Origin of the sequence: Salegentibacter echinorum, from assembly GCF_900129445.1 — a bacterium.
GTDB lineage: Bacteria > Bacteroidota > Bacteroidia > Flavobacteriales > Flavobacteriaceae > Salegentibacter > Salegentibacter echinorum.
The window spans coordinates 1-24,823 of the sequence record NZ_FQVT01000006.1 but is presented as its reverse complement, the minus strand read 5'-3'; the positions used below and the strand labels follow the sequence as shown (position 1 = coordinate 24,823).

General features: G+C 36.7%; 22 protein-coding genes. 10 read left to right on the top strand and 12 right to left on the bottom strand.

All coding sequences use genetic code 11. The annotated features are described in order from the left end of the window. Nucleotides 1–16 precede the first annotated feature (16 nt). The 3 genes from BUA71_RS10815 to ychF all read right to left on the bottom strand — a co-directional run bounded on the left by BUA71_RS10815 (nucleotide 17) and on the right by ychF (nucleotide 2,990). A complete protein-coding gene (locus BUA71_RS10815) occupies nucleotides 17–751 on the bottom strand; it encodes a class I SAM-dependent methyltransferase (protein ID WP_072879635.1) in 735 nt (244 codons plus the stop codon). Between the two features lie 73 nt (nucleotides 752–824). Next, complete coding sequence (locus BUA71_RS10810; protein ID WP_072879633.1) at nucleotides 825–1,481, bottom strand: hypothetical protein; 657 nt, start codon at nucleotides 1,479–1,481, stop codon at nucleotides 825–827. Between the two features lie 414 nt (nucleotides 1,482–1,895). Next, on the bottom strand, nucleotides 1,896–2,990 hold the full coding sequence (ychF, locus tag BUA71_RS10805; protein ID WP_072879631.1) for a redox-regulated ATPase YchF: 1,095 nt from the start codon (nucleotides 2,988–2,990) through the stop codon (nucleotides 1,896–1,898). Nucleotides 2,991–3,380: 390 nt separating this feature from the next. Between ychF and recQ the strand changes: the two genes are divergently transcribed. Then, the gene (gene recQ, locus BUA71_RS10800) at nucleotides 3,381–5,498 is read left to right on the top strand and encodes a DNA helicase RecQ (RefSeq protein ID WP_072879629.1); all 2,118 of its coding nucleotides are present in this window, start codon (nucleotides 3,381–3,383) and stop codon (nucleotides 5,496–5,498) included. Nucleotides 5,499–5,780: 282 nt separating this feature from the next. Here recQ and BUA71_RS10795 read toward each other — a convergent pair whose 3' ends face one another. The 3 genes from BUA71_RS10795 to BUA71_RS10785 form a co-directional block, all read right to left on the bottom strand. After that, nucleotides 5,781–6,572: a tRNA pseudouridine synthase A gene (locus tag BUA71_RS10795; RefSeq protein ID WP_072879627.1), complete on the bottom strand. Its 792-nt coding sequence runs from the start codon at nucleotides 6,570–6,572 to the stop codon at nucleotides 5,781–5,783. 145 nt (nucleotides 6,573–6,717) lie between these two features. Then, nucleotides 6,718–7,515 (bottom strand): lysophospholipid acyltransferase family protein, encoded by a 798-nt coding sequence (locus tag BUA71_RS10790; protein ID WP_072879625.1) that lies wholly within the window; start codon nucleotides 7,513–7,515, stop codon nucleotides 6,718–6,720. 165 nt (nucleotides 7,516–7,680) lie between these two features. After that, entirely contained in the window at nucleotides 7,681–8,322 is a 642-nt protein-coding gene (locus BUA71_RS10785; protein WP_072879624.1) for an NUDIX hydrolase, read from the bottom strand. Between BUA71_RS10785 and BUA71_RS10780 the strand changes: the two genes are divergently transcribed. Next, nucleotides 8,321–9,067, top strand: coding sequence for a peptidylprolyl isomerase (locus BUA71_RS10780; RefSeq protein ID WP_072879622.1), 747 nt, complete (start codon nucleotides 8,321–8,323; stop codon nucleotides 9,065–9,067). The genes BUA71_RS10785 and BUA71_RS10780 overlap by 2 nt on opposite strands. Nucleotides 9,068–9,335: 268 nt before the next feature. On the opposite strand, the gene mscL is transcribed toward BUA71_RS10780, so the two are convergent. The 5 genes from mscL to BUA71_RS10755 form a co-directional block, all read right to left on the bottom strand. After that, nucleotides 9,336–9,788, bottom strand: coding sequence for a large conductance mechanosensitive channel protein MscL (gene mscL, locus BUA71_RS10775; RefSeq protein ID WP_072879620.1), 453 nt, complete (start codon nucleotides 9,786–9,788; stop codon nucleotides 9,336–9,338). 4 nt (nucleotides 9,789–9,792) lie between these two features. Continuing rightward, complete coding sequence (locus BUA71_RS10770) at nucleotides 9,793–12,438, bottom strand: DNA gyrase/topoisomerase IV subunit A (RefSeq protein WP_072879618.1); 2,646 nt, start codon at nucleotides 12,436–12,438, stop codon at nucleotides 9,793–9,795. A 59-nt stretch (nucleotides 12,439–12,497) separates the two neighbouring features. Continuing rightward, entirely contained in the window at nucleotides 12,498–13,061 is a 564-nt protein-coding gene (locus BUA71_RS10765) for a hypothetical protein (RefSeq protein WP_245812571.1), read from the bottom strand. Further along, entirely contained in the window at nucleotides 13,058–14,920 is a 1,863-nt protein-coding gene (locus BUA71_RS10760; RefSeq protein WP_072879616.1) for a DNA topoisomerase IV subunit B, read from the bottom strand. The genes BUA71_RS10765 and BUA71_RS10760 overlap by 4 nt, the downstream gene beginning before the upstream one ends. Before the next feature lie 375 nt (nucleotides 14,921–15,295). Further along, on the bottom strand, nucleotides 15,296–15,649 hold the full coding sequence (locus BUA71_RS10755) for a 4Fe-4S dicluster domain-containing protein (RefSeq protein ID WP_072879614.1): 354 nt from the start codon (nucleotides 15,647–15,649) through the stop codon (nucleotides 15,296–15,298). 321 nt (nucleotides 15,650–15,970) lie between these two features. Here BUA71_RS10755 and BUA71_RS10750 point away from each other — a divergent pair, with 321 nt between their 5' ends. From BUA71_RS10750 to BUA71_RS10715, 8 genes are all read left to right on the top strand, one after another. Continuing rightward, nucleotides 15,971–17,020 (top strand): acyl-CoA reductase, encoded by a 1,050-nt coding sequence (locus BUA71_RS10750; protein ID WP_175545955.1) that lies wholly within the window; start codon nucleotides 15,971–15,973, stop codon nucleotides 17,018–17,020. 61 nt (nucleotides 17,021–17,081) lie between these two features. Next, the gene (serC, locus tag BUA71_RS10745) at nucleotides 17,082–18,146 is read left to right on the top strand and encodes a 3-phosphoserine/phosphohydroxythreonine transaminase (RefSeq protein WP_072879610.1); all 1,065 of its coding nucleotides are present in this window, start codon (nucleotides 17,082–17,084) and stop codon (nucleotides 18,144–18,146) included. A 137-nt stretch (nucleotides 18,147–18,283) separates the two neighbouring features. After that, nucleotides 18,284–19,237, top strand: coding sequence for a D-2-hydroxyacid dehydrogenase (locus BUA71_RS10740; protein WP_072879816.1), 954 nt, complete (start codon nucleotides 18,284–18,286; stop codon nucleotides 19,235–19,237). 315 nt (nucleotides 19,238–19,552) lie between these two features. Continuing rightward, on the top strand, nucleotides 19,553–20,170 hold the full coding sequence (locus BUA71_RS10735) for a DUF937 domain-containing protein (RefSeq protein ID WP_072879608.1): 618 nt from the start codon (nucleotides 19,553–19,555) through the stop codon (nucleotides 20,168–20,170). Between the two features lie 316 nt (nucleotides 20,171–20,486). Then, entirely contained in the window at nucleotides 20,487–20,906 is a 420-nt protein-coding gene (locus BUA71_RS10730; RefSeq protein WP_072879606.1) for a DUF6146 family protein, read from the top strand. 44 nt (nucleotides 20,907–20,950) lie between these two features. Continuing rightward, entirely contained in the window at nucleotides 20,951–21,256 is a 306-nt protein-coding gene (locus tag BUA71_RS10725) for a DUF6787 family protein (RefSeq protein WP_072879605.1), read from the top strand. A gap of 3 nt (nucleotides 21,257–21,259) precedes the next feature. Next, a complete protein-coding gene (locus tag BUA71_RS10720) occupies nucleotides 21,260–21,577 on the top strand; it encodes a hypothetical protein (protein ID WP_139277088.1) in 318 nt (105 codons plus the stop codon). Between the two features lie 247 nt (nucleotides 21,578–21,824). After that, nucleotides 21,825–24,131, top strand: coding sequence for a TonB-dependent receptor (locus BUA71_RS10715; RefSeq protein ID WP_072879601.1), 2,307 nt, complete (start codon nucleotides 21,825–21,827; stop codon nucleotides 24,129–24,131). 293 nt (nucleotides 24,132–24,424) lie between these two features. Here BUA71_RS10715 and BUA71_RS10710 read toward each other — a convergent pair whose 3' ends face one another. Then, a complete protein-coding gene (locus BUA71_RS10710; protein ID WP_072879599.1) occupies nucleotides 24,425–24,652 on the bottom strand; it encodes a hypothetical protein in 228 nt (75 codons plus the stop codon). Nucleotides 24,653–24,823 lie beyond the last annotated feature (171 nt).

Sequence of the window (24,823 nt, the reverse complement as noted above, 5' to 3'; positions counted from 1 at the left end):
GATTATACCAGAGCTATTAGTGCTTTTTCCTCCCCATTCTAAATAAAATAGGAAATACCACCTTATTTTTTTCTCCAAAAGCGGTTTTAAGTTCAGTTTTAATAAGTTCTACAGGGTTAATTCCTTTGGCATTCTCATAATGTTTTACTGCGCTCCAGGTTTTTAAATATCCAATAAGCTGCTCGAAAGACCATTCATATTCCTTTTGAAAACCTGGCGCTTCCAATTCATTAAACGGGAAAGTCAAATTTTTATAATGTTCATCCAGATAGCGCCGTTCTTCATCCCACCAGGGACCAATAATATCTTTGTAAAAAGAAGCGATTACCGCATCGGTTTGAGCGGTACTTTTAAAAAGCGAATAACCAATTATCGTGATAAATCCGCCGGGTTTTAACACCCTATTTACTTCGGTATAAAACGAATCAAAATCAAACCAATGAATAGCCTGTGCCACAGTAACTAAATTAAAAGAATTATCGGGGAAATTTGTCTTTTCGGCCGGTTGCCTTGAGTAGGTAATATTTGGTTTTTTAATTGCATTTTTCAATTGCTGCACACTTATATCTGTTGCTTCCACCCTGCTAAAGAATTCGGCCAATTCCCGCGCAACCTGTCCGTTTCCTGTACCACAATCCCAGGCTGAATTAGTGACCTCTAAATTCCTTTTTATAAATTCATATAACTCTTTTGGGTAAGTAGGCCTGAATTTAGCATAATCTGCCGACTTTGTAGAAAAATTATCTTTCATAATTCTAGGGTATAAAAAAACCGTTCACTAATTTTTTAGCGAACGGTTTAAATATAAACTAAATTTTTATTCCTTATTTCTGAACTTCTATCGTATCTGTATCTTGATCTATAGCAGCTCCCGGATTCCTGCTCATCGTATTAGACTCTGTATTTGGCGCGTCCATATCGTCAATAACATCGGCAGCTTTAGCAAAAAAAGCACGTAATTGCTCTTTAGAATCTTCAGCTTTTACATCAATATCTTTTAAATCTGCTTTTAGATCTTCTACTTCAGCAGATAATTCGTTATACGAGTTTTTCTGAAGTTTCTCTAAAGCCATAACTGCATTTTCCAGTTGAGCTTTCATGTTACCCGCAGGTTCTTTTAAAGAATCCCCCAGGGTTTCCACTTCCTCATTTACTTGCATTCCAAATTCCCTGGAACGTTCTGAAACTGCTGCTGCAAATTTCTGAATGGCTTTTTCTGGCTTAGTCTCCATATCCTCATACTTACCTTCTTTATCCATGTAGATAAGATAATCGGCCACTGCATTCGTCTTGTTGTATTCATTGTCACCAAGACTGTCTTTTTCAACTTCCAGAGTTTCTTCTATATCGAGATTTTCCTCTTCTTTTTTATTAGCATTATTACAGGAAGACAATACTCCTGTTGCCAATAAAATAAGCCCGGCATTTTTTATAAAACCTGGAGTTGTAATATTCGAAAAACTGTTCTTTATCAAATTCATTACGCTTTGTTTTTTGGTTAGGATAAAATTAGGCAAAAAACAAAGTCAGGATTCACAATAAATGATAAACTATTATAAAAACTTAAGCTAATTAACTAATAGCACGTTAAAAGCTCACTTAATTATGAGGAAAAAGTGAAATTTTATTAAAATCAGGGAATTATACAGATTAATATTGCCTGTATTTAGAGCGGTGCGAACTATTAAATTATAGCATCGAAAAGTAGTTAATAGACTATCAACTACCTCGTTAATATTCATCCATTAACAGCCCGAGATCCAGCTTTAAAATATATTAAAAAGACAGATTTTACTTCGATCAGGATTAAAATCTCTAATGTAAAAAAACTTTTAGATCACCAGAATCTCAAGGATTTAAAGCAAATCAATTAATGAGATTTTAAATGCTTTTGATTAAACGTTGAACCTAAAATGCATCACATCTCCGTCCTGTACAACATACTCTTTTCCTTCAACCCGCATTTTACCGGCATCTTTAACTTTGGCTTCGCTTTCGTAATAATCAAAATCCTTGTAAGAGATAACTTCAGCACGAATAAAACCTTTCTCAAAATCGGTGTGAATTACTCCCGCAGCTTGTGGGGCTGTCGCACCCACCGGCACTGTCCAGGCGCGCACTTCTTTAACCCCGGCGGTAAAATAAGTTTGCAGATCCAGTAATTTATAAGCTCCTCTAATTAATTTCGCAGCACCCGGTTCTTCCAGGCCAATATCCTGCAAAAACATTTGGCGTTCCTCATAATCGTCTAATTCGGTAATATCTGCTTCTGTTCCCACCGCAAGTACCAAAACTTCTGCATTCTCTTCTTTTACCGCTTCCCTTACGCGTTCTACGTGCTCGTTACCAGATACCGCAGCATCTTCATTCACATTGCACACATACATCACCGGTTTATCGGTTATAAATTGTAACGGTCTTATAAAATCTTTGCGTTCATCTTCGGTTAAATCTAATGCTCTTACCGATTTCCCTGCTTCCAAACCCTCTTTTACTTTTAGCAAAGCGGCTTCTTCCTTTTGGGCTTCTTTATTACCGGTTCTTGCCGCTCTTTTCACCTTTTCCAGCTTCTTTTCTGCTGTTTCAAGATCTTTAAGCTGAAGTTCCATATCTATGGTTTCTTTATCTCTAATTGGATCTATGGAACCATCTACGTGCACAATATTATCATTATCAAAGCAGCGTAAAACGTGAAGAATGGCATCGGTTTCCCTAACATTTCCCAAAAATTGGTTTCCAAGGCCCTCTCCTTTACTCGCTCCTTTAACCAAACCTGCAATATCTACAATCTCTACGGTTGCCGGTTGTACTCTTTCAGGAACTACCAAACTTTCCAATCTTTCCAGGCGTGGGTCTGGAACATTCACTACCCCAATATTAGGTTCTATGGTACAAAAAGGAAAGTTTGCGCTCTGCGCCTTGGCATTGGAAAGACAATTAAAAAGTGTCGATTTTCCTACGTTTGGTAATCCTACGATTCCGGCTTTCATATTCTATTATTTTTTGCGGGTGCAAATGTACATATTTTATGCGGTAGCGACTAATTTCTTTTAGGTACAATCATTAAGTGTTTTAACTATTGTCCGGTAGAGAAACAAGATCGCTTCGCTGCAAGAAAAAAGAGAATAAACTAAACTCTAACTAACTGATAATCCTGATTTTATATAAGTAATATTTTTCATCTAATTCTTTTTCCTGAAGGTTTCAAATACGAATGAGGATAAATAAGAAATCGCTTTTAAGTTTTACTATAAAAAAGAACATGATAATTTGTTATATTTTTATCGGACATCAATAAATTAAAACACAAAATTTCATCTTCTTAGTATTTTCAATCTAAGCGGGTTTGCGAATTGGCAGTTTGTACTAACTTTGCAATTATGGAAAAAAACCGGGTGCTACAAACGCTTAAAGAATATTTTGGATATGACAGTTTTAGACCACTGCAAGAGAAAATTATAAATGCAGCTTTTGAAGGTAAAGATAACCTGGTGATTATGCCTACCGGTGGCGGAAAGTCTATTTGCTATCAGCTGCCCGCTATTTTATTACCGGAAATCACCCTGGTAATTTCCCCGCTTATCGCCTTGATGAAAGACCAGGTTGACGGCCTCACCGCCAACGGCGTACCGGCTGCTTTTCTAAATAGTAGCCAAACAGAGAATGAACAGCAGGAAATTTTTAAAAAGATAGATGCGAAAGAGCTTAAACTATTATATGTAGCACCGGAAAGTCTGCAATTTGTAGATAAGTTTATGAGTGATGGCAAAGTGAGTTTAATTGCGGTAGATGAAGCTCACTGCATCTCCAGCTGGGGGCACGATTTTCGTCCTGCCTACACCCAATTGGGCTATTTAAAAAACCGCTTCCCCACTACCCCAATGATGGCACTTACCGCTACTGCAGATAAAGCTACACGCCATGATATTTGCCGACAGCTCAATATTCCCAACGCCGAAAAACATATCGCTTCTTTTGATCGTAAAAACCTTAGCCTGGAGGTGCGACCCGGTATAAAACGTTTTGAACAGATTAGTAATTTCGTTAAAAACCGAAAAAAAGAAAGCGGGATTATTTATTGTTTAAGCCGAAAAAACACCGAAGAACTCGCAGAAAAATTACAACGCAAAGGTTTTGAAGCTGAAGCTTATCACGCCGGCCTTGCTGCCGATAAACGCATTCAAATTCAAGAAGATTTTATTAACGATCGTTCTAAAATTATTTGTGCCACCATCGCTTTCGGGATGGGGATCGATAAATCTAATATTCGTTGGGTAATTCACTATAACATGCCTAAAAACCTGGAAGGCTATTACCAGGAAATTGGGCGTGCGGGGAGGGATGGATTACCATCGGACACCATGCTATTTCACAGTTATGCCGATGTTGTACAGCTTCAAAAGTTTGCTTCAAATGCAAAAAATGAAGAGGTACAATTGGCAAAATTAGACCGTATGAAGCAATATGCTGAAGCTTTAAGCTGTCGCAGAAAGATATTGCTAAGTTACTTTGGAGAATTAAAACAGGAAGACTGCGGAAATTGTGATATTTGTAAGAATCCGCCGCAATTTTTTGACGGTACCATTATCGCTCAAAAAGCACTTTCGTGTATATTCAGGTTAAAAGAAAGTGAACCTATTACCGTAGTGATAGATGTGCTGCGCGGCTCACAAAATGAAGCGGTTTTTAGTAAGAATTATCAGCAAATAAAAACCTTTGGGATTGGAAAAGATATTTCCTGGCATCATTGGCAGCAATATATTATTCAGCTTATAAATTTAGGGTTGCTGGAAATTGCTTTCCATCGAAAAAATAATTTGCAGCTCACGTCCCTGGCAAGAAAGGTGCTTTTTGAAAGCGAAAAAGTTCAACTCGCCGAGGTACCGGATCGTAAAAAAATAAAGCGTCCTGAAGTGAGCGAAGCTTCAGAAAAAACTGTCGACAATTCCCTTTTTGAAAAATTGAGGCAATTGCGCTTAAAGATTGCCCGCGAAGAGGAAATCCCGGCTTATCTTATTTTTAATGACGCTACGCTTAAAGAAATGGAGAAAGCCAGACCGATGACCGACGATGAATTTCTTCAAATTAACGGGGTGGGAAGACAGAAAATGCAGGATTACGGTTATGATTTTATCAAGGAAATCATCGCTTTCAGTAAAGAAAAAAGAACCGGCAAAAAAAATAAAAAGGGCGATACCTACAAAACCACCTTAGCATTATTACAGCAAGATTTAAGTTTAGAGGAAATTGCAAAAGAGCGCGGCCTGGCCCTCACCACAATTTATTCCCACCTGGCAAAACTTTACAATGATAATGAAGCCGTTGAACCAAAAAAGTATATTTCTAAAGCAGATCTAAAAGCTGTAGCAAAGGCTAAACAGGAATTAGAGCAAACCGAAGCCTTAAAACCTTATTTCGATCATTTTGAAGAAGCTATTGACTATGGGGTTATTCGATTAGCCCTGGCGGTTTTGGAAAAAGAAGAAGCAAAAACGTAAACGATGTTTTTTACGCATCCAGTCCTACCCAAATTTTGCAGGCAAGCCTTTTATATTAAGTTTATCAGATCAAAAAAATAAGGTTTTCTAAGTCTAAATTCTTTGAAACTATAAATATTCGTGAATTCTAAGGTTTACCCAGGGTAATTAATGCAACTTTTTGTTCAAAAACAATAAAAAGGCCACAAAGACTCCAAAACTCCAAGAAAAACACTAAGAGCATCTTGGTGCACCTTAGTGTTTTTGTGCCTTAGTGGCGCTGAATATTCCCGAACTTGAGTTTTAAAAATCCTCCAAACCAATTTTATTGAGCATTAAGCCTGAAGCCGGTACAATATAATCCATTTGCATCGCTACGCCCGGTTTTAAGCTATTTTCGATATCTGTTAAACTTAGCTCTCCTTTTCCTAATAAAAGCAAGGTTCCCATCATTAAACGCACCTGGTGTCTTAGAAATCCGGCACTGTGAATATGAAAGATATAAGATTTCTCCGGAAAAAAACTTGCCGTGATTTCGGTGTTTTCTACTAACTCAGATTTTAAAATCTCCCGATCAAAAATGCTGTTTTCAGAAACCCTCACGCAGTAATTTCTAAAGTGATGTTTCCCTTCAAAGAGCTTCGCTCCCTTTTTCATCATTTCAATATCCAGGTCAAATTGAAAATTGGCCATTAAGGAAGCGCAAAAAGGGTGGTTCTTTGTGCCATAGCTAAACAAATAAGCATACTCCTTTAACTTTGGATGCTGGATAATATTAAATTTAGCATCTACTTCGGTAATCGCAACAGCCCGAATATCCTGCGGTAAATTGAGGTTAAATAGATCGAGAAATTCATCTAAATCCTCCAAAGGTTCGTGATCTAAAAAAAGCTCGAAGGCAGATTCCTGTGCAGATACCATGGCATCTGTTCGGCTGGTACCCAAAATTTTAAATTTTGCATCGGGCAGCGCGTAACCCAGCGTTTTCACAATAAGGCCTTCTACCGTTTTCACATCTGGTTGTCTTTGCCAACCGTGCAGGCGATAACCTAAATATTGAATTTTTATAAGGTAAAAATATCTTTTGCGTTGCAAGTCTATATATTTTTCTAAATGTTATTGGTCTATTCTGGGAAATTGATTAAACCTCTACCCAGGGTTGAGAGGTATGCTTCTGAAAAAAGTCCTTTAATTTCGAAACAAGCCTTGGAATATTAAATCCCTGGCTCGTGCCCAGCGATTAAAACTTACGTTCTTTATTAAGTTCTTCCATCGCTTCAATTTCTTCAGAAGGAATCACTTTTAAGAAGGAAGAATGTTGCTCTATGGCATACTCCAGCTTACTTACTATTTCTTCTATAGATTCATTTTCATAATCTATTTCAAGCGGTTCTTTAATCTGCATGCTTTGTAAAATCCCTCGTTTTTTAATCCTGATGCCTTTTTTATCGAAAGAACGTCTAAAGCCATCAATCACAATAGGGATTACTATGGGTTTGTATTGTTTAATAATGTGGGCGGTGCCTTTTCGAATAGGTTTAAAAGGCGTGGTAGTACCCTGCGGAAAAGTAATTACCCAACCGTCTTTTAAAGCCATTCCTATATTTTTTGTGTCATTGGGATTAACTTTGCGAGTCACCTCTTCTCCCTTAGAGCGCCAGGTACGCTCTATACTCACTGAACCACCATAAGCCATAATTCTGGATAATAAACCAGATCTCATGGTCTCTTTAGCGGCTACGTAATAAATGTTTAATTTGGGCTGCCAGATATAGCCAATATTCTTTATAGAATCAATCCTTCCGCTTAAACTTGCATTAAACACGTGGAACATTGCCGTAACATCGGCAAAATAAGTTTGATGGTTGGAGACGAATAGTACGTTGGTATCTGGTAAATCCTTAATGATATGTGAGCCTTCAATACTTAACTCATTAAAGCCGCGATAACGCCTATGTGTAAGCAAACCAAAAATCCTGATAAGCCATTTTTTTAAAAATAAAATATGTCCAAATGGATTTCTCTTAAACAATCCCATAGTTTTAATTTAGTTCCTCTTAAAAATATCGGCATAGAAACTTCCCTGAATAACTCCGAAAAATTAGACCGGGTAAATATAGTAAAATCTCCCTGAGCAGGCACAAAATATGATAGTCTGAAGTTTTAAAGTATATAAATAGCGTAATGATTCTTAATTAGGCCTTTATAAACCTTTCCTAAAAAGTTCCCTTATTTCGCTAAGCATCATCCCCGTAGCGCCCCAAACTATCTGGTTGTTGAGTTTAAAAGCAGGAACAAGCATTTTTTTTGAATAACTGGTACTCAATTCTTCATTTACAAAATTAGAATGATCTAAAAAATGATCTAAATCTACCTCTAATATTTGGGCAACTTCACTTTCCTGTTTAATTAAATTAGGAGTGTGATCCAGCAAGCCTAAATAAGGCTGTACCCAAAAATTACTGGGCGGAATATATAATTTGGTAAGTTCTCTAATCACCTGAATTTTATCCCGGGGAATACCAACTTCTTCTTCTGTTTCGCGTAAAGCGGTATCCTGTAAATTTTCATCTTCAGGTTCTTCCCTACCCCCGGGAAAACCAATTTGATTGGAATGCACTCCTTTATACGTTCTTCTTAAAATAAGGACCATAGAGGTATTCCCAAAAGTATTTGGATAAAAAACGGCCATCACCCCGGCTTTGTTCGGACTTAAATCTTCAATTTTAAGATTCTTCATCTCTTCTCGCCTGCTTCCCGGAATTAATTTATGATGCGCCTTTTCCCCCGGAAGCACTATTTTTTTTAATTTTGGTACCTTATTTTTAAAATCCTGAAAATCCATGAGAACTGCTGTAATATTCTTTTTCTGTATTCTTTTTTTTGCAAGTTGTGAAGATAAGGAATCTTCTAAAAAGAAAGTCCCAGATACTCAAGAAGCTCCTCTTAAAGCAAGTAAAGCAGAATTGGATTCTTTGAAAGCGAAGTATGGAGAGAAAAAAGAAACGGTAGATGAAACCTATGCTGCCAAAGATGATCGCTTCCCCATCCCGCAGGAAGAACTCATCCCATTTTTAACACAATACGGGAAAGAAAATCCCGAAACGCGAGTGCGTATTATAACCAGCTTTGGAAATATTGAAGTTAAACTTTTTAAAGACACTCCTTTGCATCGTGCTAATTTTATTATGCTGGTAAAAAACAATTATTTCAACTCTACTTTTTTCCATCGTGTCGCACCGGGATTTGTGATTCAGGGTGGGAATTCAGATAATGAAGCAACACCCAGAAAGAGAGCCGAAATAGGTGGTTACTTAATCCCAAGTGAGTTTGACGCCGGGCATAAACATACCTATGGTGCCTTTTCTGCCGCAAAATATAGTGAACAGAATGTGAGTAAAGCTTCTTCTCCATTTGAATTCTTTATTGTAATGGATAAAAACGGAACTCCGCATCTTAATAACGATCATACTGTTTTTGGCCAGGTCACAAAAGGTATGGATGTCGCTGAGAAAATCGCCAAAGTAGAAACCGGTCAATCGGAATGGCCAAGGGATAATGTGCAAATAGACATTGAGATTATTGAGTAAGTAGATTATACGTTAGTTCGTGATTCGAATATTCGGGAATTGTTAATTCAAAAGTCGAAAACTTGACCTATAATGCAGATTGGCTGTAGTAGTCTAACAAATCTTTTTTGTTGTAATGGGGCTGTCATTCCGACGAAGGAGGAATCTCTTGTTTTAGATAAAGACTCGTAACGCGCGTTTTTAGTGGTAGTTTAACAGCTCAATACAAACGGTTCTTATAAAGGATATTATCAACGCAGTGTAAATTAAATCCTATAAATCTTATCACTTATTTCTTCGGAATATTATCTTTCAGCAATTGATTTTGCTCTTCCATAAGTTTGTTCATCTTTGCTAAAAGCTCAATATCTTTTGGGGTAACTTCGCGTTTATCTTCAGGATCCTGGGCTTTCTTCCTAAAACGGTTCATTAACTTAATCACTATAAAAATAGTAAAGCCTACAATTAAAAAGTCAATAAACGACTCAAGCAAAGCTCCATATCCAATGGCCACTTCGTGGATTTCATTAACGCCTTCGGCTTCGGCCACTCCTTCTCGTAAAACCCATTTTTTATCGGCGAATTTAATGCCCTCGGTCATTAAACTTAGCGGCGGACTCACCACTTCTTTAACCAGGGTGTTCACCACTGCGTTAAAAGCAGTACCAATGATAATACCCACGGCCATATCGACCATGTTGCCTTTAATCGCAAATTCTTTAAATTCCTTTATTATACTCATCTATCTATTCATCAAATAATTTAGTTTGACTTTCTGAAGATCCCGAATCTTCCTTTTTCCTCACAATGTTAATTTTATTTTTTCTATCAGAAACATCATCTTCATCGACAACTTCAATATCTTCGGTAGCAACTTCTTCTTCCGCTTCATAAGGTAACGGCTCCAGCGGATTAATCTGTTTCACCTTATCTGTTGTTAACTGATTTCCAAGTGCCTTAACACCTTTTATTGCAATAAACTCTTCAAGGTTTATTATTTCATTTTCCCGCTGTTCTTTTCCACGTAATTTAGAAAAAACAATTTCCGCTTGCGGATAAAAATCGGTAGAAATAAATTCCAAATAAGAATTTTCGTGTTCGCTAATGAATTTTTCTTCCTTATCTGGATTTTCAATAAGGAAACGTTTTACGTAAAATCGTTCTTTTTCTGCTTCCCAATAAATAGCAGAAATTGGTTTTTTTGGCATCCATTTTTCCAACACAACCATCTCCTCATCAAAACGTGTAGTTAACTCTGGCACAATGGTTTTTGCTACCGCATCTTGAGTAACGATTAAAATGCGATCTTCACCCCTAAATTCACCTAAAAGCTCACCGCGCTCATCTACATTAAGACGTTTTACCGTTTCGTCAAACCAAATTCTACGAGGCTTTAAAGTTGATACTCCTTCTTCTTTTAACTCTATTCGTTTTACCGCATATTTGGTAACAATATTTCCTTTTACGTTTCTACCTTTAATAAGCATATCGGCAAAATCGACATCAAATTTCAATTTTTTAATGCTGCCTACCTGTCTCAAAAACACCGTTACAACTTCGGCCTCCCCATTAGGGTTTGCAGAAAAATAATGCACCTTAGACCCTTTTTTGCCCTGGGTTAGGTCATATTCCCTATCTCGGGTCACAGAGGTCACCGCAAAACGTTTTATATAAGATGCACCTCCTTTACCATTGCAGTAAATCATATTATAAATAGTGCGCTTGTCTTTTTTCTTAAAAATCGCGACATGTATAATATCCTTACCTATAAAAGTTTTGGTATCTACTTTGGTTACCATCATCTTTCCACTGGCAGTAAAACAAATTATATCGTCTATATCACTACAATCGGCTACGTATTCATTCTTTTTAAGCGCTGTACCAATAAAACCTTCCTTACGGTTTACGTAAAGCTTAGAATTTCTAATCACCACTTTAGAGGCCTCGATATCGTCAAAAATATGAAGTTCGGTTTTACGGTCTTTTTCTTTCCCGTAGTCTTTTTTTAATTTTTCAAAATAAGCTACAGCATAATCCACCAAATGGTCTAAATGGTGTTTTACTTTGGCAATCTCATCTTCTAAAGCATCAATTTTTTGCTGTGCTTTATCGAGGTCAAATTTTGAAATTCTCTTAATCCTTATTTCTGTAAGCCTTGTAATATCATCCCGGGTTACCGCTCTTTTTAAATGTTTTATATGTGGTTTTAACCCTTTGTCTATGGCATTTATCACCCCATCCCAGGTTTCCTCTTCCTCAATATCCCTATAAATTCTTTTTTCTATAAAAATTCTTTCTAAGGAAGAAAAATGCCATTGTTCTTCTAATTCATCGAGTGTGATCTCCAATTCCCGCTTCAGCAAATGCAAGGTATGGTCTGTAGAGCTTCTTAAAATCTCTGAAACTCCCAGGAACACAGGTTTGTTATCTATAATTACACAACCCAACGGTGCAATGGAATTTTCACAATACGTAAAAGCATATAAGGCATCAATAGTCTTATCTGGAGAAATATTATTGGGAAGGTGAATTAAGATTTCTACCTCGGCAGCAGTATTATCCTCAATTTTTTTGATTTTTATTTTCCCTTTATCATTCGCTTTTAGAATAGAATCTATAAGACTACTTGTGGTGGTTCCAAAAGGAATTTCGGTAATTGCCAGGATATTTTTATCATACTGGCTAATCTTAGCGCGCACCCGCACTCTCCCGCCACGTTTCCCATCGTTATAATTGGAAATATCTGCAATCCCACCGGTAGGGAAATCGGGGAAAAGTTTAAACCGCTTCCCTCTTAAATGCTTAATAGAAGCATCTATTAGTTCATTAAAATTATGCGGAAGTACGCGGGTACTTAACCCCACTGCAATACCCTCGGCTCCTTGTGCCAAAAGCAATGGAAATTTAACCGGCAGGTTTACCGGTTCTTTTTTTCTGCCATCATAAGAGAGTTGCCATTCGGTCAATTTTGGGTTGTAAAGCACTTCCAGGCCAAACTTAGAAATACGTGCTTCAATATACCGGGGCGCGGCAGAGCGGTCTCCCGTGAGGATATTACCCCAGTTTCCCTGCGTATCGATAAGCAGGTCTTTTTGCCCCATTTGCACCATGGCATCACCAATACTGGCATCGCCGTGTGGGTGGTACTGCATTGTATGTCCCACAATGTTGGCCACTTTATTGTAACGACCATCATCCAAATCTTTCATAGAATGCATAATGCGGCGTTGCACAGGTTTAAAACCGTCTTCCATGGCCGGTACCGCACGCTCCAAAATCACATAAGAAGCATAATCGAGAAACCAGTCTTTGTACATCCCGGTTACCCTTATTAATTCTTCTTTTGGCTGATTATTTTGTTCCTGGTTAGCTCCCTCCTGGTTCTCTTCCATTAAGCTGTAATTTTTTCTTCCCAAATGAGTTCAGGATGACCCGCTGCAAAGTATTTAATTTATGCAGGCCTGCCTGGATTCTTTAAATTATTCTTAGTTACATCTTGAAACTCGTTTTCGAGCTTTCGTTTGGGCAACTGTTCTTTCTGTAATTCGTTATTTTCCACTATTTTCTCTAAAGACGCAAGCATTTTACGCTTCTTTTTTTTATTGAGAAAGGTAGTATTAAATGAGTATGTTTTAAAACCCCGTCTTCGGCGTGAACTGATATAAATTTTTACTGCAGAATAAAAAAAGTAGTCCTGAAACTTAAATTTCGCCAATTTTCGCTTCGGAAATTCTGCTTTCTTCACTCTGTATTCCATGAATTTAGAAAAGAATACACCATTATTTTTTAAATTTAAGGTTTCCCCATCGTTATCAAATTCAAAAGACACTCCTATTTTATGTACATAAAAAGCAAGTAAAAGTACCACAATATTGGGCAGGAAATGACTAAAATGAATAGGTTCTTCACTGCCTATTAATTCTATATTCACAAAAATATTGGTTACAAAAATAGCCAATAATACAATGTAAATAGAGGGCACTATTTTAACCTCTTTTTTATTGGAGCATTTCATATTCCTAATTCTTCGATAAGGTCCAGCTCCACTTTTAAATTATCAATAATAAATTCCTGTCTATCTGGGGTGTTTTTTCCCATATAGAAACTAAGCATTTCATCTATAGACTTCTCTTTATCTAGCATTACCGGGTCTAATCTAATATTATCTCCAATAAAGTGCTTAAACTCATCGGGCGAAATTTCACCAAGTCCTTTAAATCGGGTTATTTCTGCTTTTCCGGTGAGCTTATCTACGGCATCCCTGCGTTCTTTCTCACTATAACAATAAATAGTTTCTTTTTTATTACGCACCCTAAATAGCGGTGTTTGTAAAATGTATAAATGATTTTCTTTAATCACTTCAGGAAAAAACTGAAGGAAAAAAGTAATGAGCAATAACCTAATATGCATTCCATCTACATCGGCATCGGTAGCGATTACAATATTATTATACCTTAGATCTTCCAGGGATTCTTCAATATTTAAAGCGGCCTGCAGTAGATTAAATTCTTCATTTTCGTAAACAATTTTCTTACTTAAGCCATAACTATTTAATGGTTTTCCTTTTAAACTAAAAACGGCCTGGGTGTTTACATCACGGGATTTGGTAATGGAACCACTCGCCGAATCCCCCTCGGTAATAAACAGGGTAGATTCCAGGTAACGCTCTTTTTTGCTATCGCCTAAATGAATTCTACAATCCCGAAGTTTTTTATTGTGTAAACTGGCTTTTTTAGCCCGGTCTTTCGCTAATTTTCTTATGCCAGAAAGGTCTTTTCGCTCTCGCTCGGCCTGTAATATCTTGCGATGTAAACTCTCGGCAGTTTCCGGGTTTCTATGCAAGTAATTATCTAATTGCGTTTTTACAAAATCATTAATATAAGTTCGCACCGTGGGCATTTCCCCGCCCATATCTGTAGAACCGAGTTTGGTTTTCGTTTGACTTTCAAAAACGGGTTCCATCACTTTAATACTAATGGCCGAAACTATAGATTTTCGTATATCGCTGGCGTCATAATTTTTTCCGTAGAACTCCCGCACTGTTTTGACAATTGCTTCCCGAAAGGCAGAAAGATGCGTACCGCCCTGCGAAGTGTTCTGGCCATTTACAAAAGAATGGTATTCCTCACTGTATTGCGTTTTACTGTGGGTTAGCGCAACCTCAATATCATCACCACGCATATGAATGATGGGATATAGACGCTCCTCTTCGTTAATACTATCTTTTAAGAGATCTTTAAGCCCATTTTCTGAATAAAATTTTTCTCCATTAAAAACTATGGTCAATCCGGGATTTAGATAGACATAGTTTTTAAGCATTTTCTCAATGTATTCATTTCTGAATTTAAAATTTTTAAAAATCTCTTCATCTGGAATAAAAGTAATCTTAGTACCACGACGACGGGAAGTTTCTTCCAGGTGTTCCTCATCTTTTAGCACACCTTGTTCAAACTCGGCTGCATGAGATTTACTATCCCGCGATGATTCCACCCTAAAATAAGAAGAAAGGGCATTTACTGCTTTAGTACCAACCCCGTTTAGACCTACAGATTTTTTGAAAGCACGGGTATCATATTTTCCACCCGTATTCATTTTTGAAACTACATCTACCACTTTTCCCAATGGAATACCGCGCCCGTAATCGCGCACAATCACCCGTTGATTCTGTACGGAAATTTCAATAGTTCTACCCGAGCCCATGACAAACTCGTCAATACTGTTATCCAGTACTTCTTTAAGTAAAATATAAATCCCGTCATCGGCGCTGGAACCATCACCCAGCTTTCCAATATACATCCCGGGACGCATCCTAATGTGTTCTTTCCAATCTAAAGACCGTATATTATCTTCGGTGTACTTTGTTTCCTGGCTCATATGTGGTTTATGGAGTTGTGCTGCTAATATAAGGTATCTACTAAACAGTTTAAACCGCTTTAGCGAATTTTAATTAACAAAGACTTCACGAGAAATGTTAATTATGATTATTGCCGGAATAATGATTCAAGATCGCTGCGCTGCAAGAAAAAAGAATTAAGAGAAGAAGCCAAACCAGGACCTCTTCTGAATATTATGTTAGCTTTGATCCAATTGAAATTTGGGTTAATCTGCTTTTACCAAACGTCAATGAATCTAAATGATATACAAAATCCCGCTTCAGAAGAAACAGGATTTTTAAACTTTTAAATAAAACGCTGGGTTTTAGAAACAGCATTCCTTCTAAACTGTTCAGAAATAATTAGTCAACAAGACTTACGCGTCTTTATGCATAAAGCGTTGTTTTTCCAATAGTACCTCTTCACTTTCCACGTGTTCATCATCTGGCACGCAACAATCCACAGGACATACCGCTGCACATTGTGGTTCATCGTGAAAGCCTTTACACTCGGTGCATTTATCTGGAACGATATAATAAATTTCATCGCTAACCGGCTCCTGCGACTCATCGGCATCAGCTTCTTTTCCGTTAGGCAGTACTACATTACCTTCCAGGTCTGTTCCATCGGCATAACGCCAATCATCGGCACCTTCATAGATTGCTGTATTTGGACATTCGGGTTCACAAGCCCCGCAATTTATACATTCATCGGTTATAACTATAGCCATATTTTTATCTTTATACGAGCTGGTTTAAATTACTTACTTGTAGATTTTTTATCATTTATTCTGAAAAAATAGTTTTTCATTTCTTAGATATTTTCCAATATTAATTGAAACTTCTGTTATCCTATTTTTAATGTCTCCGGTAATGCCAGGAACACATTCAGAAACCTTGAAAATCTATGCTAAAATTTCTTCAAACAAGCCTCAGGTTAATTAAATCAAAAACTTATTGGGGTTTTCCTATGTTTTTTAGGAGTTTGCCAGCTTAAGTTTTAATTTCGCGTACAAATTTAAAGCCATTGGCTATCATAACCAAATATGGAAATGACAATCGAAGAAAGAAAATTACATTTTATAAAACTTGGGGAATTTCTTGGAGAATTCACCCTAATAAATAAAGATTCAGCAAAAAAGGACACCCGGAATAATGTTTTTTATAATGAATTAAATCATAAAATAAGTCAGGCAGTTCACTATAACGGATGGTTTACCAGAGATAATGTGATTTTCTCTCTCCAGCAATGGAGTGAAGCTCTAACCAAGCCCAATTTAGATAAGTGGTTAAAAGATTACAGTTTAGCTCCCAAAACCCCAAAAACGGTCGCGGTAATTATGGCGGGAAATATCCCCTTAGTTGGATTTCACGATTTTCTCTCCGTATTAATTTCAGGTCATCATGTTTTGGTAAAACAATCTTCTAACGATAAGCAATTATTACCGGTTATCGCAGCATATCTTATGGATATCGCCCCTGAATTTGAAGATCGCATTCATTTTTCCGAAGAAAAATTGGAAAATTTCGACGCAGTAATCGCTACCGGAAGTGATAATACAGCCCGGTATTTTGAATATTATTTTTCTAAAAAACCGAGTATTATTAGAAAAAACCGAAATTCGGTGGCGGTGCTTTCGGGTGACGAGAATAAGAAAGAATTAGAAGCCCTTGGCAAGGATATTTTTAGATATTTTGGCCTGGGCTGTAGAAATGTTTCCAAACTTTATGTTCCAAAAAACTATGATTTTAAAGCTTTTTTTGAAGCAATTTTTCCCTGGAAAGACTTATTGAATTCTGCCAAATATGCTAATAATTATGACTATAACAAGGCGGTGTATTTAATGAGTGATTTTAAATTATTAGACAATGGCTTTCTTGTGCTTAAAAAAGACGAAGGCTTTGGTTCTCCTATTGCCAGCTTATTTTATGAAGAATATGAAAATAAGGAGAAACTTCAGGAAATATTAAAGAGGCAGGAAGATAAATTGCAATGCGTGGTAGGCCAATCTTTTGAAGTGGATTTTGGGGAAACGCAAACTCCAAAACTTTGGGATTATGCCGACGGAGTAGATACTTTAAAGTTCCTGGAGGAACTATAAAGGCTGGAAATTTTGATAAATAGGTTGTAGCTCAAAACTACAATGACAAATAATATTTAAAATGAAAAAACATAATTTTAGCGCTGGTCCCTGTATATTACCACAAGAAGTTTTTGAAGAAGCATCACAGGGAATTTTAGATTTTCAAAATTCAGGTTTGTCTATTTTAGAAATCTCACACCGCAGTGAGGCCTTTGTGTCGGTCATTGAGGAAGCCAGGAGTTTGGCGCTTCAGCTTTTAGGATTGGAGAATAAAGGATATTCAGCACTTTTTTTACACGGTGGAGCAAGCACACAATTTTTAATGACTGCCTACAATTTTTTAAATAAAAAAGCCGGATATCTCAATACCGGTACCTGGTCTTCTAAAGCGATAAAAGAAGCTAAACTCTTTGGCGAAGTTGTAGAAGTTGGATCATCAAAAGACAAAAATTTCAATTATATTCCAAAAGACTATAAAATTCCTTCCGGGCTGGATTACTTACACTGTACCAGTAATAATACTATTTACGGTACTCAAATAAAAGATTTCCCAAATATAGACGCGCCATTGTTCTGTGATATGAGTAGTGATATTTTTTCCAGGGAGATGGATTTTTCGAAATTTGACCTTATCTATGCAGGAGCGCAAAAAAATATGGGTCCCGCAGGCACTACTTTGGTTGTGATTAAAAATGATCTCATTAAAAAAGTTGAACGCGAAGTGCCTTCTATGCTAAATTATAAAGTGCACCTGGAAAAAGACAGCATGTTTAACACCCCTGCAGTTTATGCGGTTTATGTCTCACTATTAACATTGCGATGGATTAAAAATAACGGCGGAATAAAAGCGATGGAGCAAAACAACAACGCTAAAGCCGATTTATTATATAAGGAGATAGACAGAAATCCTCTATTTAAAGGTTTTGCTGCTCCTGAAGATCGTTCACCTATGAATGTTACTTTTAATCTCACAGACGAAAGTAGGAAAGAAGCTTTTGACGAGCTTTGGAAAAATGCAGGAATTAATGGTTTAAACGGCCACAGAAGTGTAGGAGGCTATCGCGCATCTATGTATAATGCGCTAAGACTTGAAAGCGTTGAAGTCCTTGTTTCCTGTATGCAAAAACTAGAAGAGCAAAATTAAAAAACTGAATAGGATTTTAGTCTCTATACTTATATTTAGAAATCATTAATTTAATTATGGGAGACGTCATTAAACGATAAAATATGAAGCCAGAAGATTTCTTTAACAAACCCAAAAGTCCAGTAGAAACTAATAAAATTAAAATATTAGCTAATGATGGTCTTGCGCTATCTGGTTTGCAAGCTTTGGAAAAAGCAGGTTTTGAGGTTATCACTACCAAAGTTGCACAGCCACAATTGTCTAATTATATAAATGATAAGGACATACAGGTTTTGTTGGTGCGCAGTGCGACAGCAGTAGATAAAGAAATAATAGACTCCTGTCCAGGATTAAAACTAATTGGTCGCGCCGGAGTGGGATTAGACAATATCGCTTTAGATTACGCCGAAAGTAAGAATATAAAAGTGATCAATACACCAAATGCGGCTTCAGATTCTGTAGCCGAACTGGTTTTTGCCCATCTTTTTAGCGGCGTTAGAAAACTCTTTGATTCCAATAGAAATATGCCTCTGGAAGGAGAATCCCGGTTCAGGGAATTAAAAAAAGCCTATTCGGCGGGAACTGAGTTAAGAAGAAAAACTTTAGGAATTATTGGATTTGGAAGAATTGGAAAAAAAGTAGCAAAAATTGCTTTGGGCTTAGGTATGAAAGTGATTGCCAGCGATAAAACAGTTGGAAAAGAACTTATTACTCTAGAATTTTACAACCACCAAAGTATAGAAATCCCTATTGAAACCGAGCCGGTAGAAGAACTTATAAAACATGCTGATTTTATTAGTATCCACGTTCCGGCCCAGGAAACACCTATACTAAGCAAGAAGGAATTTCAAGCAATGAAAACCGGAGTAGGCATTATAAATACTGCCCGTGGTGGCGTAATAGATGAAGTTGCTCTTTTGGAAGCAATTGATAATGGCAAGGTAGCTTTTGCAGGTTTAGATACTTATGAAGCCGAACCAAGACCGGCCATAAAACTATTAATGAACGAGCAACTATCTTTGAGTCCGCATATTGGAGCCTCTACCTTAGAAGCCCAGGAACGCATAGGTTTAGAACTTGCTGATGGGATTATCTCTTATTTTAAGAAGTAAAATTGGGATTAATGCAATTAGGCCGTATTGAGACCTCACAAGTTTCTAAAACCTGTGAGGTCTCTCGCATCAGGGACTTATGGCATATTTTTTCAAAATGAAATGGTATTGTATAAGCTATTACTACTTGCAGACATTTACTAACCCATACTAATTTTTAAGAAACTATACTGAAATAGAAATAATTAAAATTGTTATTTTTAAATCATATAAGTCGTTTTGACAATGAATAATAAAATTTCAGACTAAATCATTAAAACAATTTACACTTATTAAATATACGCCTCATATTTAGGCGATAAATCACAGATAACTATGGCATCAATATTAGATCTTTTAAATACTCAAACCGGGGAGCAACTTATAAATAAGGCTAGTGCTAAAACTTCAGCAGACAAGGACAAAGTGAGTTCTGTTTTAGGAATGGCGCTGCCTTTAATTCTCGGCGCTATGAAAAAGAACACCAAAGAACCACAGGGCGCAGAAAATTTAAATAAGGCTTTACAAAGCGACAAACACGATGGTGAATTACTGAATAACCTGGATAACAAAGACGCAGAAGATCTTAGCGGCGAGGGCAGTAAAATACTTAATCATGTATTAGGGAACAAACAAGGCGGCATTATAAAAACTATTGCCACTGCGCTGAATTTAGATGAAAATTCGGTAGGTAATATTTTGCAAATGGCAGCACCCGTAGTTATGGGTCTTTTGGGGAAGCAAAAAAGAAAAGACAATGTGGGAACCTCGGGACTTTCAGGTTTATTAAGTTCGGTTATGGGCGCTAACTCCTCACACGATCAATCTTTAATTGAGAGCATGTTAGACTCCAATGGCGATGGGAACGTAATGGATGATATTGGCGGAATGCTTATGGGTAAAAAGGGTAAAAAAGGTGGCAGCTTACTGGGAGGTATGCTGGGTGGAAAATAAAAATCAATTTTTCCAATAAAGGAAACAACCCCTATAGCCATTGTGACGCTTTACTGTTAGAATAAAGAGAAAATATTACAGTCTAACTAAAATAGAATCCCGCTTTTTCACTAATAAGGTTTTTCAATTAATCTAAGTCAATAAAAATGGGGATTTCTGAAATCGCTCTTTGGCTTTGATACAAAGAAAGACTGACCTGGGAGGTACTTTTTCTATCAAACATTAATGATTAAGAATGAAAACTCAATTGCTTTTCTACTCTTTACACATCAAATAAAATTAACTGCACGGTAATTGCACTATTTTTTTAAAAACAATGAAAAATTTTATTTACGTACTATTATTAGGCTTGTTTATTTACAGCTGTGGCTCCAGCCGGGATCGAAATCTTAAAGATTCCAAACTGGGAAATGATACCGTGCGCATCGCTAATGATAGTCTGGAATATGAAATCATAATTATTGAACCGGGCTTTAACCTCTTCATTAATTCGGTGGCAAAACCAGAAGGTTATTATTCCCAGCAGTATCTTGAAAGTAAAAACAGGGTTTTGGTTTCAGAGTATAATTCTCGTGTACGGCAACCGCAGGCTTACGATCCCAACTTATATTTGCAGGAAATTAATTATGAACCGAGGATAGATTACGGCTATGAAGTAAATTATCTTTTATATAATTATTTTGTGTATTTCAGTCGGCATTATGAACAGCGATTTTCTGTTCCTACCCGCATTTAACAACTAAAATTTTAATTATAGTTAGCTTTTAGTACTTTTGCTTTATGGAGAAATTGAAAAAACGCTGGGGAATTAAATCTAATTTTCAGATTTTCATCATCATTTTGGTCTTTGCCATTACAGGTTCTACGGCTGCTAAACTTGCGGCGCCAGTGTGTAATTTTCTCGGAATTCATCAAGAAACCTCCCATTGGGCACTGTATTGGAGCGTTAGAATTCTATTGATATTTCCACTTTATCAGGTATTACTAGTAAGCTTTGGATGGGTATTTGGACAATTTAAATTTTTCTGGGCTTTCCAAAAAAAGACTTTGGGACGATTGGGTTTATCTAAATTATTTCAGAATTAAAAATTGAATTTTCTAAGAAACGTATTAATTTTAATGATGGCTGGGATGCTTTTATTTCCTAGCGCTGTTAATTTTGCTCATATCTTTAGTGGTCATACCCACGAACTTTGTATTAATTACGCAGAAAATCATTTTCACGCCAAAAATCTGGATTGTGAGCTACACTCTTTTCATAAAAATCCCGCAGTAGTTGTAAACTTTATTAAGTTTGAACCTGTTTTAGCCCAGACGCCTACTTTAATATTTTTCGATTTTTATCAGTTTTTAAGCGATTATCAAAAACTACCTTACGAGCTTCGCGGCCCACCACTTTCGGCCTAATACCAAAACTTATAATTTGAATTTTTCTCAAACTATTATTCCGGAATTCGGAAGCACATAGGATATGGGAAATGCTGAAGATTTCTTCAGCTTAATGATACTTTTTGGTATAGGATCTACGCTTGTTAAAAAAACACTAAGCTAATCCCGTAACTCTTTCAACATCAATTGTTGGCTTTAAGCCTATAAAATACTGTTGAATGTTAGAGAAACGCCCATTAGTCTAATAATTATCTAAAGAATTTTTATGAAAAATTTATTTCTAACGCTGCTGCTAATCGCGGTTAGTTCAATTATCTATGCCCAAAACGATTTCTCTGGTCAAATTACAAATGCAGAAACCGGAGAGACGGTTTTTAGTGCCAATATTTATATACCGGAACTCGGTAAAGGTTCAATGAGTGACGAGAACGGAAAATTTATTATAAAAAATATTCCCAATGGAAATTATAAAATGTTAATCTCATCCATAGGGTTTACAACATATTCCACCGAAATTGATTTTCAGGAAAATATTAATATGAACTTTGCCATTTCCCCTTCGGCTATAGAAATGGAAGAAGTTATTATATCAACCCCATTCCATCAATTACAAAGTGAAAATGTGATGCGGGTAGAACGTGAAAATGTTGCAGAATTAAACCGAAAAGGCGCAGTAACATTAAGCGATGGTATTTCTCAAATGGCCGGAGTAGAAAGTTTAACTACCGGTGTGGGAATTGGTAAGCCAGTAATTAGGGGATTAAGTTCTAACCGGGTTTTGGTTTACACCCAGGGAGTAAGAATGGAAAATCAGCAGTACGGCGATGAACATGGTTTAGGAATTAGTTCTAAAGGCATAGGAAGTGTTGAGGTGATAAAAGGCCCTGCTTCCCTACTTTACGGTAGCGATGCCATTGGCGGAGTACTCTATTTAAATCCTGAGAAGTATGCCAGGCAAAATGAAACCAACGCTGCAGTTGATACCGATTATTTTAGCAACACCCGGGCCTACCAGGGAAGTGCAATGGTTAAAACTTCAGGAGAGCATTTTAAAATTTTGGGACGTGGAAGTTATGCCACCCATAGTGATTATAAAACCGGTGATGGAAAAAGGGTCACCAACACCCGCTTTAATGAAACCGATTTTAAGGCTGGTATAGGCTATCAGGACTCTAAATATAAAGCCGATTTAAGATATAATTTTAATAGGTCTAAAATTGGAATCCCAGAAGAAATTGGCAAGCAATCTACAGATAAGGACCCACTACTTCCCTATCAGGAAATTGATAATCATATTCTTAGTTTAGAAAACAAACTCTATTTCAAAAACTCCAGTTTAGATCTTAAAATAGGATATCAATTCAATAACCGAAAGGAATTTGAAAATCACCAGCATGGTGAAGCTGAAGACGAAGAGGAAGAGATGCACGAAGAAGATGCCACAACACATCCTGCTTTAGAAATGCACCTGGAAACCCTTAATTACAATTTAAAATATAACCTCCCAAAAACCGGTAAATTTGAAACAATTTTTGGGGTGCAGGGTATGCATCAAACCAATACTAATTTTGGAGAGGAAATTTTAATTCCAGATGCGACTACCATAGATTTTGGTGTTTATGCAACCACCCATTTACATTTAGAAGCATGGGATTTTCAGGGCGGTTTAAGATTTGACACCCGTAGTATTGATAGTGAAGAAGTAAAAGCACACGATCACGAAAAGGGTGAAGATGATACACACGATAATCATGGGCACGAGAGTTCAGCCATTCCTGCCATAGACCAATCTTTTGAAAGTATAAACGGTGCCCTGGGAGCAAAATACAATGTTACCGAAAAACTGAGTGCAAGATTAAATCTCGCAACCGGATTTAGAGCGCCAAATTTATCTGAACTAACTTCTAATGGAGCTCATCACGGCACCAACAGATATGAAATTGGAAATGAAGATATAGAACACGAACAAAACTTTCAGCTCGATCTTTCTTTAGAGTGGCGTAATAAACATTTTGAAGCTTTTATTAATGGTTTTCATAATACCATAAACAATTATATTTATTTACAGCCTACCGGAGGAGTTAAGGAAGGAAGTCCCGTGTATGCCTACACTCAAGACGATGCCAGGCTTTATGGTGGAGAAGTTGGGGTGCATATTCATCCGCATCCTTTAGATTGGTTACATATAGAAAGTAGTTTTGAAACGGTTACCGGCAAACGTGATGGCGGCGCTTATCTACCTTTAATCCCCGCAAATTCCATGACCAATACTTTACGTATAGAATTAAATGACCAGAAACAGGCAGTTACAGGAAAATATATGTTTCTAAGACTGAAGAATGTTTTTGACCAAAACCACACCAGTGATTTTGAAACCCGAACCGGAGGCTATGGCTTATTAGGCGCTGGCCTGGGAGGAAATTTATCCCTGGGCGCTTTAAAATTTAAGCTGGCTGTGAGCGCTAATAATATCCTGGATAAAAACTATATTTCCCATCTATCTCGTTTAAAGCCCGATGGTATTTCCAATATTGGAAGAAATATTTCCGTTTCCTTAAAATGGATGATTTGATGATGTGTTGATGTGTTGATGTGGTAATTTGAAAATGAGATAATTTGAAAATTTGAAGTGTGGTGATATTTTCGTTAGCCAGAGCACTTTGGTAACCTCAGTATAAATCTATCGAAGGCTTTATTTTCTTAACTAATATCAAATAGCGTTGATGCAATAATCAAATAATGCCACGTATTTTCACCGATAATTTAAAGTCGGGAATACGTGGCATTTAGTATTTAGTATTTAGTTAAAAAAATCATCTAACTTTTACAATAAGATAATAAGCAGTAAAAGTTATAAGCATTAATTTATACAACAATCTTTTTCTCACCTGCAATCTCTGGATTATTGTTTTCAATATCCTCAATTTTATTTGGTGACTTTTTGCACTGCTTCGTTATTAAGTTATAGGTTACATAACCGGCGCCGGCAGCTAATACACCAATGCCTAAAGCACTCGCGGGTTTTTTAAGTATAGCATTTCCCACTTTTAAAATTACTGCCCGCTTTATCCATTTCATTGCTTCATCTTTCATAATTCATCTTTTTTTGGTTAATTAATTAAACACCTAAAGTTGATAAAATTAATGGGTAATGACCATAAAAACTGAGTAACCTGAGTTCGATGTAAGAAAGTGGGATTTTTCTTGAATTTTTAGGCAATAGAAAAGCGGAAAATTAGTATATTTAAGTGTCTAAAATTCAAA